This is a genomic window from Mesorhizobium sp. M7A.F.Ca.CA.004.12.1.1, assembly GCF_003997835.1.
Classification (GTDB): domain Bacteria; phylum Pseudomonadota; class Alphaproteobacteria; order Rhizobiales; family Rhizobiaceae; genus Mesorhizobium.
Map to the genome: position 1 here is coordinate 1 of NZ_RZRK01000636.1, position 3,608 is coordinate 3,608.

At 64.6% G+C, this 3,608-nt stretch carries 4 protein-coding genes; all 4 read right to left on the reverse strand.

What is annotated here, in order from left to right; translation table 11 throughout:
- The coding region (locus EN984_RS26650; protein ID WP_164765661.1) for an LLM class flavin-dependent oxidoreductase at positions 1-907 on the reverse strand (907 nt) is incomplete at its 3' end.
- A 91-nt stretch (positions 908-998) separates the two neighbouring features.
- Positions 999-1,952, reverse strand: coding sequence for a sulfonate ABC transporter substrate-binding protein (locus EN984_RS26655; protein WP_127269228.1), 954 nt, complete (start codon positions 1,950-1,952; stop codon positions 999-1,001).
- 582 nt (positions 1,953-2,534) lie between these two features.
- A complete protein-coding gene (locus tag EN984_RS26660) occupies positions 2,535-2,720 on the reverse strand; it encodes a hypothetical protein (protein WP_127269227.1) in 186 nt (61 codons plus the stop codon).
- Positions 2,721-2,749: 29 nt separating this feature from the next.
- Positions 2,750-3,608 (reverse strand): ABC transporter permease subunit (locus tag EN984_RS26665; protein WP_127384070.1); only part of this gene is annotated, 859 nt, incomplete at its 5' end.

Below are 3,608 nucleotides of genomic sequence, written 5' to 3' on the forward strand. Positions count from 1 at the left end.
GCCCGACACCGGCCCACAGATTGGGCGAGACGACAAGTCTGTCACGGCGTCCGCCATGCAATTGCGCCATACGGCGCTGGCCGACCGAATCCATCTGGTTGAGGAAGCGCGCCTGCGCATTTTCGATCTGGGCGTCGGTGACATGGCTGATCAGCCGGTCGGCGGCGCGCCAGGCTTCGTCCTCGGTCTCGCGAACGATGAAATGCAGCCTGATGCCGAAGCGCAGTTTTCTGCCGCGCAGTGCCGCTTTTGCGCGCGCCGCAGCCAGCTTCTCGGCAACCTGCGCCGGCGGTTCGCCCCAGGTCAGATACATGTCGACGAGGTCGGCGGCGAGGTCCTGGCCTGCGTCCGACGACCCGCCGAAATAGAGCGGCGGCCGCTCCTGGTGCGGCAGAAGGTCGAGGCGGCCATTCTCGACGCGGTAATATTTGCCGTCGAAATTGACCCGCTCGCCGGACACCAGGCCGCGCCAGATGGTCAGGAACTCATGCGCCTGGGCATAGCGCTCGTCATGCGGCAGGAAGACGCCGTCGCCGGCGAGCTCGGTCGGGTTGCCGCCGACCACGACATTGAGCAGCAGGCGGCCATTGCTCAAGCGATCGAGGGCGGCGGTCTGGCGCGCGGCGAAAGTCGGCAGCGTGACACCCGGCCGCAGCGCAACGAGAAACTTCAGCTTTTCGGTCAGCGTCGCGAGACCTGTCGCGGTGATCCAGGAATCCTCGCAGTTCTGACCCGTGGGCAGCAGCACGCCGGGAAAGCCGAGCCGGTCGACCGCTTGCGCGATCTCCTTGAAGTAGCCGAATTCGGGCGGTCGCTGCTGCTCCTCGGAACCGAGATAAGAACCGTCGCCATGCGTCGGGATGAACCAGAAGAAATCGAGCGGTGCGGTGCTGGCAGGCGCGGTCATGTCTGGCACAGTCACGGGCGGATCTCCTGTAGATATGGGTGCAAACGCAAATGGCGCCGGGCGTACTCACCCGGCGCCGTCAGGGGACAAGTTAGTTGCCGGGTGCCGTCCACACCGCGTCGGAGATGCGGACCGCTTTCGGGATCAGCCCGAGCTTGTAAAAGCGGTCGGCGGTGGCCTGCTGGCCGGCGATGATCTCGTCGGTGATCGGAAAGATGCCGAACTTGGTGCGGTTGGCGGCGATGATCTGCGCGTCGAGCGGCACGCCGGTGACCTCATGCAGCGCCGCGGCCACCTTGTCTCGGTTCTGGTCGGCCCATTTCGCCGCCTCGCCAAGCGCCGATATCGTCGTTGTGATGGTTTCGGGATGCGCCTTGGCGAAATCCTTGTTGGCGAGGAAGTAGGTGTTAACCTTGAGCACCTCGCTGGAGCGGGCCAGCACACGCGGCTGGTAGCGGGTTTCGGCGATGGCGAAGAACGGATCCCAAACGCTCCAGGCATCGATCTGGTCGCTGGCGAAGGCTGCGGCTGCATCCGCCGGGCTGAGATAGACCGGCGTGATCTGGTCGAAGGCAAGGCCAGCCTTTTCCAGCGCCGCGACGAGCAGATTATGCGCGCTGGTGCCCTTGCCGACGCCGACGCGCTTGCCCTTGAGATCGGCGATCGACTGGATCGGCGACGCCGGCTTGACGAAGATCGCCTCGCCCTCGCCATTCGACGGCAGCGCGGCGGCATAGACGATGTTGGCCCCCGCCGACTGGCCGAAGATCGGCGGTGCGTCGCCGGTCCAGCCGACATCGATGGCGCCGACATTGAGCGCCTCGACCAGCGGCGGCCCGGCGGTGAACTCGACCCATTTGACCGTCACGCCCTTGTCTTCAAGGGCCTTTTCGATCACCTGCTGCTGTCTGGCGATCACCGGCAGGCCGGTCTTCTGATAGCCGATGCTGAGCTGCTTCAGCTCCTGCGCTGTGGCGCCGGATGACACGGCAACCGTCGCCGCCAGCAGGCCGATGCCGAAAACACGTCTCGTTAGATTGAACATTGATCCTCTCCTTCGATGCGGATCGGCGCCGGGAAAATGGCCTCGCCGGTTGGAAGATGGATCAGGCTAGGTAGTTCTATAAATTTAGTAGAGGAATGATTTTGCGAGTTGAGGCATCGATGTGGAATTGTCTTCTACGGCAGCCCAGAATTCGTCATCCTAGGGCGGAGCAAGGAGCGAAGCGACGCGGCGCAGACCCTAGGATCCATGCCGTGACATTGGCTTTAGGATGCAACGGATCAGAATGGCGCTTGCACGCCCAATAACGCGGGCTACCCTGAAACCATGACCGGCTACGTCTACATGACCGCGAGCCAGAAGCGCGGCACGATGCCATCCAGCGCGAGAAGTCACTGAAGCGCTGGCCACGTCAATGGAAGATCGAGTTGATCGAAAAAGCCAATCCAGAGTGGTTCGAGCTCTTTCGTGGAACCGGCTGGTAGGCGCTCGGTTTCTTTCACCGCCGGAGCATGGCATCACCGTCGCGGCATGGATCCTAGGGTCTGCGCTGCGTCGCTTCGCTCCTTGCTCCGCCCTAGGATGACGAAGACGCGGGGACGGCGCAAAGTCGCACCGCCCCCTTCACTGCGACCAATACTGCCAGGCCCAGTAAAAACTCTCGTCGCGTGGCGGCAGGCGGTCGCGCTCGGCGTCCCAGCGGACCGGCGTTGGCGATTTCGGTTGCTGTTCTGGCGGCTGGCTTTCCCTGGTCCAGGCGAGAAGCCAGTTACCGGCTTGGGCGAACAGCACGGCGGTGGAATGGGTCATCGTCATTCTCCTGCTCCTCTGGGCTCCGATCATTCGCGTCCCGCCCACGGGACGAGCACGCGCTCGATCCTGCGGATGGTGAATTCGAGCACGAAGGCGATGGCCGCGATTACCAGTATGCCCATCACCACCACGTCGGTGACGAGGAACTGGGCGGCCGACTGGATCATGAAGCCAAGCCCGCGTGTCGCCGCCACCAGTTCGGCGGCGACCAGCGTCGACCAGCCGGCGCCGAGCGCGATGCGCAGGCCGGTCAGGATCGACGGCAGCGCGCTGGGCAGGATGACGTGGCGGACCACTTGGCGCTGGGTAGCACCCAGCGAGCGCGCCGCGTTGATGCGCTCCTGCGAGACGCCGCGAACGCCGGACGCGGTCGACAGCGCCACCGGCGCCAGCATGGAAATAGTGATCACCAGGATCTTCGACGGTTCGCCGATGCCGAACCAGATGATGACCAGCGGCAAGTAGGCAAGCGGCGGGATAGGCCGCAGGAATTCCAGCAGCGGATCGAAGATGCCGCGCCCGATCGCGCTGATGCCGATGGCGAGACCAACCGGCACGCCAATGGCAAGGGCGGCGACCAGCGCGGCGAATACTCGCCACAGGCTGGCGACGGCATGCTGCAGCAGCGTAGCATCGACGAAGCCGTCACGGGCGACGGTGATGAACTTGTTCCACACGGCGGCAGGTGATGGCAGGAACACTGGCGACACCAGTTGCAGGCGGGCCGACAGCGCCCACAGCGCCAGCACCACCAGGATGGTCACAGCGCTGACCGCGCGGGCCGAAACGCCTTTGCGCTTGGGGCTGGGTCGCGACCATGGCACCGACAGGCCGTCGGCCTCGTCGATCTTGTGTCCCGGCCGCTCGGTGTAGGAGGTAACGGTC